Raw genomic sequence first — 2760 nt, 5'->3', positions numbered from 1 at the left:
AAGATGATGAGGTGAATAGGTTCGAGGTGGAAGCGTGGCGACACGTGGAGCTGACGAATACTAATCGATCGAAGACTTAATCAATTTTTCAAGTTTTGACTTGGTTGAATACTTACTATCTAGTTTTGAATGTGTAATACATTCCATTGTCTGGTGACGATGGCAAGGAGGTCACACCTGTTCCCATGCCGAACACAGAAGTTAAGCTCCTTAGCGCCGATGGTAGTCGGACTTACGTTCCGCAAGAGTAGGACGTTGCCAGGCAAACTACATGGAGGATTAGCTCAGCTGGGAGAGCATCTGCCTTACAAGCAGGGGGTCGGCGGTTCGAACCCGTCATCCTCCACCATTTCAATTGTAAAATAAGCCGGCCTAGCTCAATTGGTAGAGCAACTGACTTGTAATCAGTGGGTTGGGGGTTCAAGTCCTCTGGCCGGCACCATCTCAAGAGCCATTAGCTCAGTTGGTAGAGCATCTGACTTTTAATCAGAGGGTCAGAGGTTCGAATCCTCTATGGCTCACCATTAAACGCGGGTGTGGCGGAATTGGCAGACGCACTAGACTTAGGATCTAGCGCCTTCACGGCGTGGGGGTTCGACTCCCTTCACCCGCATATGCAGAAGTAGTTCAGCGGTAGAATACAACCTTGCCAAGGTTGGGGTCGCGGGTTCGAATCCCGTCTTCTGCTCCATTATTACGCCGGGGTGGCGGAACTGGCAGACGCACAGGACTTAAAATCCTGCGGTGAGTTGATCACCGTACCGGTTCGATTCCGGTCCTCGGCACCATCTAAATTATGCGCCCGTAGCTCAACTGGATAGAGCGTCTGACTACGGATCAGAAGGCTATGGGTTCGACTCCTATCGGGCGCGTTTATTACGGGAAGTAGCTCAGCTTGGTAGAGCACTTGGTTTGGGACCAAGGGGTCGTAGGTTCGAATCCTGTCTTCCCGATAGTGATTTTTTAAAAATGGGGGCTTAGCTCAGCTGGGAGAGCGCCTGCTTTGCACGCAGGAGGTCAGCGGTTCGATCCCGCTAGTCTCCACCATATATATTTAAAATTACATAATAGGGCGGTGTAGCTCAGCTGGCTAGAGCGTACGGTTCATACCCGTGAGGTCGGGGGTTCGATCCCCTCCACCGCCATTATTAAGTGTTGTGATTATATTTAGGACCTTTAGCTCAGTTGGTCAGAGCTAACGGCTCATAACCGTTCGGTCGCAGGTTCGAATCCTGCAAGGTCCATATAATTTGGAGGAGTACCCAAGTCCGGCTGAAGGGATCGGTCTTGAAAACCGACAGGGGCTTAACGGCCCGCGGGGGTTCGAATCCCTCCTCCTCCGCCATTTGAATTTAATCTTAGCACTTTTATTATGGAGGAATACCCAAGTCCGGCTGAAGGGATCGGTCTTGAAAACCGACAGGGGCTTAACGGCCCGCGGGGGTTCGAATCCCTCTTCCTCCGTATTTCACATTACCGCGGGATGGAGCAGTTCGGTAGCTCGTCGGGCTCATAACCCGAAGGTCGGTGGTTCAAATCCGCCTCCCGCAATAAACAATGGTCCCGTAGTGTAGCGGTTAACACGCCTGCCTGTCACGCAGGAGATCGCGGGTTCGATTCCCGTCGGGACCGCCATTATGGTTCAGTAGCTCAGTTGGTAGAGCAATGGATTGAAGCTCCATGTGTCGGCAGTTCGACTCTGTCCTGAACCATTACGTGCCGGCCTAGCTCAACTGGTAGAGCAACTGACTTGTAATCAGTAGGTTGGGGGTTCAAGTCCTCTGGCCGGCATAGACACTGGAGGGGTAGCGAAGTTGGCCAAACGCGGCGGACTGTAAATCCGCTCCTTCGGGTTCGGCAGTTCGAATCTGCCCCCCTCCACCATCAAAAAAATAGGGACATAGTTCAACGGTAGAATAGAGGTCTCCAAAACCTTTGATGTGGGTTCGATTCCTACTGTCCCTGCCATGGCGGTTGTGGCGAAGTGGTTAACGCATCGGATTGTGGTTCCGACATTCGTGGGTTCGATTCCCATCAACCGCCCTTAGTATTAATGGGCTATAGCCAAGCGGTAAGGCAACGGACTTTGACTCCGTCACGCGCTGGTTCGAATCCAGCTAGCCCAGTTATTTATTGGCGGCATAGCCAAGTGGTAAGGCAGAGGTCTGCAAAACCTTTATCACCGGTTCAAATCCGGTTGCCGCCTCCATGTCTTACGCGGGAGTAGTTCAATTCTTAGAACACGTTCCTTCCCGGAACGAGATATAGGTGCAAGTCCTATCTTCCGCTCCATTTACTAGTTTAATACATGCGGGAGTAGTTCAATTCTTAGAACATGTTCCTTCCCGGAACAAGATATAGGTGCAAGTCCTATCTTCCGCTCCATCTATATTTTAATATATGCGGGAGTAGTTCAATTTTTAGAACACGTTCCTTCCCGGAACGAGATATAGGTGTAAGTCCTATCTTCCGCTCCATTCTATAGGCTTCCTCAAATGGAAGTTTTTTCTGTATTTCAATAAGCCGGTGTGGCGGAATTGGCAGACGCGCGGGACTCAAAATCCCGTTCCTTTCGAGGAGTGTCGGTTCGAACCCGACCACCGGTACTACTATAGTGCTATAACGTGCTACTTGATATGAGAAATCCTATAATGACGGGGTTTCTCTTTTTTTGGCTCCTTGTCAATAACGGTTGGTGAGGGTCAAACGCACTAAGCAACTTTATTATGTTGTTTGGTGCGTTTTTTATATTCACTTACG

Annotated in this window: 26 tRNA genes and 1 rRNA gene; all 27 read left to right on the top strand. The window is 50.3% G+C overall.

The features are described from left to right. Nucleotides 1–149: 149 nt before the first annotated feature. The 27 genes from rrf (at nucleotide 150) to CD126_RS11455 (ending at nucleotide 2606) form a co-directional block, all read left to right on the top strand. A 5S ribosomal RNA gene (gene rrf, locus CD126_RS11580) occupies nucleotides 150–264 on the top strand. Nucleotides 265–273: 9 nt separating this feature from the next. Then, nucleotides 274–349: transfer RNA gene (locus CD126_RS11575), tRNA-Val, on the top strand. A 17-nt stretch (nucleotides 350–366) separates the two neighbouring features. Then, nucleotides 367–442, top strand: a tRNA-Thr gene (locus tag CD126_RS11570). 6 nt (nucleotides 443–448) lie between these two features. Then, nucleotides 449–524 (top strand) — tRNA-Lys (locus tag CD126_RS11565). A 6-nt stretch (nucleotides 525–530) separates the two neighbouring features. Then, a tRNA-Leu gene (locus CD126_RS11560) sits at nucleotides 531–613 on the top strand. 3 nt (nucleotides 614–616) lie between these two features. Beyond that, nucleotides 617–691 (top strand) — tRNA-Gly (locus CD126_RS11555). Nucleotides 692–698: 7 nt separating this feature from the next. After that, nucleotides 699–788: transfer RNA gene (locus CD126_RS11550), tRNA-Leu, on the top strand. 10 nt (nucleotides 789–798) lie between these two features. Next, a tRNA-Arg gene (locus CD126_RS11545) sits at nucleotides 799–872 on the top strand. A gap of 7 nt (nucleotides 873–879) precedes the next feature. Further along, nucleotides 880–953: transfer RNA gene (locus tag CD126_RS11540), tRNA-Pro, on the top strand. A gap of 18 nt (nucleotides 954–971) precedes the next feature. Beyond that, a tRNA-Ala gene (locus CD126_RS11535) sits at nucleotides 972–1047 on the top strand. Nucleotides 1048–1071: 24 nt separating this feature from the next. Continuing rightward, nucleotides 1072–1145 (top strand) — tRNA-Met (locus CD126_RS11530). A 25-nt stretch (nucleotides 1146–1170) separates the two neighbouring features. Then, nucleotides 1171–1244, top strand: a tRNA-Ile gene (locus CD126_RS11525). A gap of 8 nt (nucleotides 1245–1252) precedes the next feature. After that, a tRNA-Ser gene (locus tag CD126_RS11520) sits at nucleotides 1253–1345 on the top strand. A 29-nt stretch (nucleotides 1346–1374) separates the two neighbouring features. Continuing rightward, a tRNA-Ser gene (locus tag CD126_RS11515) sits at nucleotides 1375–1464 on the top strand. A 13-nt stretch (nucleotides 1465–1477) separates the two neighbouring features. Next, nucleotides 1478–1551, top strand: a tRNA-Met gene (locus CD126_RS11510). Nucleotides 1552–1559: 8 nt separating this feature from the next. After that, nucleotides 1560–1635: transfer RNA gene (locus CD126_RS11505), tRNA-Asp, on the top strand. A gap of 4 nt (nucleotides 1636–1639) precedes the next feature. After that, nucleotides 1640–1712, top strand: a tRNA-Phe gene (locus tag CD126_RS11500). Nucleotides 1713–1718: 6 nt separating this feature from the next. Next, nucleotides 1719–1791 (top strand) — tRNA-Thr (locus CD126_RS11495). 8 nt (nucleotides 1792–1799) lie between these two features. Continuing rightward, nucleotides 1800–1884, top strand: a tRNA-Tyr gene (locus CD126_RS11490). Between the two features lie 10 nt (nucleotides 1885–1894). After that, nucleotides 1895–1968 (top strand) — tRNA-Trp (locus CD126_RS11485). A 2-nt stretch (nucleotides 1969–1970) separates the two neighbouring features. Next, nucleotides 1971–2043, top strand: a tRNA-His gene (locus CD126_RS11480). 11 nt (nucleotides 2044–2054) lie between these two features. Beyond that, nucleotides 2055–2126: transfer RNA gene (locus CD126_RS11475), tRNA-Gln, on the top strand. A gap of 9 nt (nucleotides 2127–2135) precedes the next feature. Beyond that, nucleotides 2136–2209: transfer RNA gene (locus CD126_RS11470), tRNA-Cys, on the top strand. A gap of 8 nt (nucleotides 2210–2217) precedes the next feature. After that, nucleotides 2218–2292: transfer RNA gene (locus CD126_RS11465), tRNA-Gly, on the top strand. 18 nt (nucleotides 2293–2310) lie between these two features. Continuing rightward, nucleotides 2311–2385 (top strand) — tRNA-Gly (locus CD126_RS11460). 17 nt (nucleotides 2386–2402) lie between these two features. Then, nucleotides 2403–2477 (top strand) — tRNA-Gly (locus CD126_RS12190). Between the two features lie 45 nt (nucleotides 2478–2522). Beyond that, nucleotides 2523–2606: transfer RNA gene (locus CD126_RS11455), tRNA-Leu, on the top strand. Nucleotides 2607–2760: the final 154 nt, after the last annotated feature.

The sequence above is a fragment of the Staphylococcus pettenkoferi genome (assembly GCF_002902685.1).
GTDB classification, from domain to species: Bacteria; Bacillota; Bacilli; order Staphylococcales; family Staphylococcaceae; genus Staphylococcus; species Staphylococcus pettenkoferi.
Note: the sequence above shows the minus strand (reverse complement) of the source record. Positions and strands in the feature narration are given on the sequence as shown.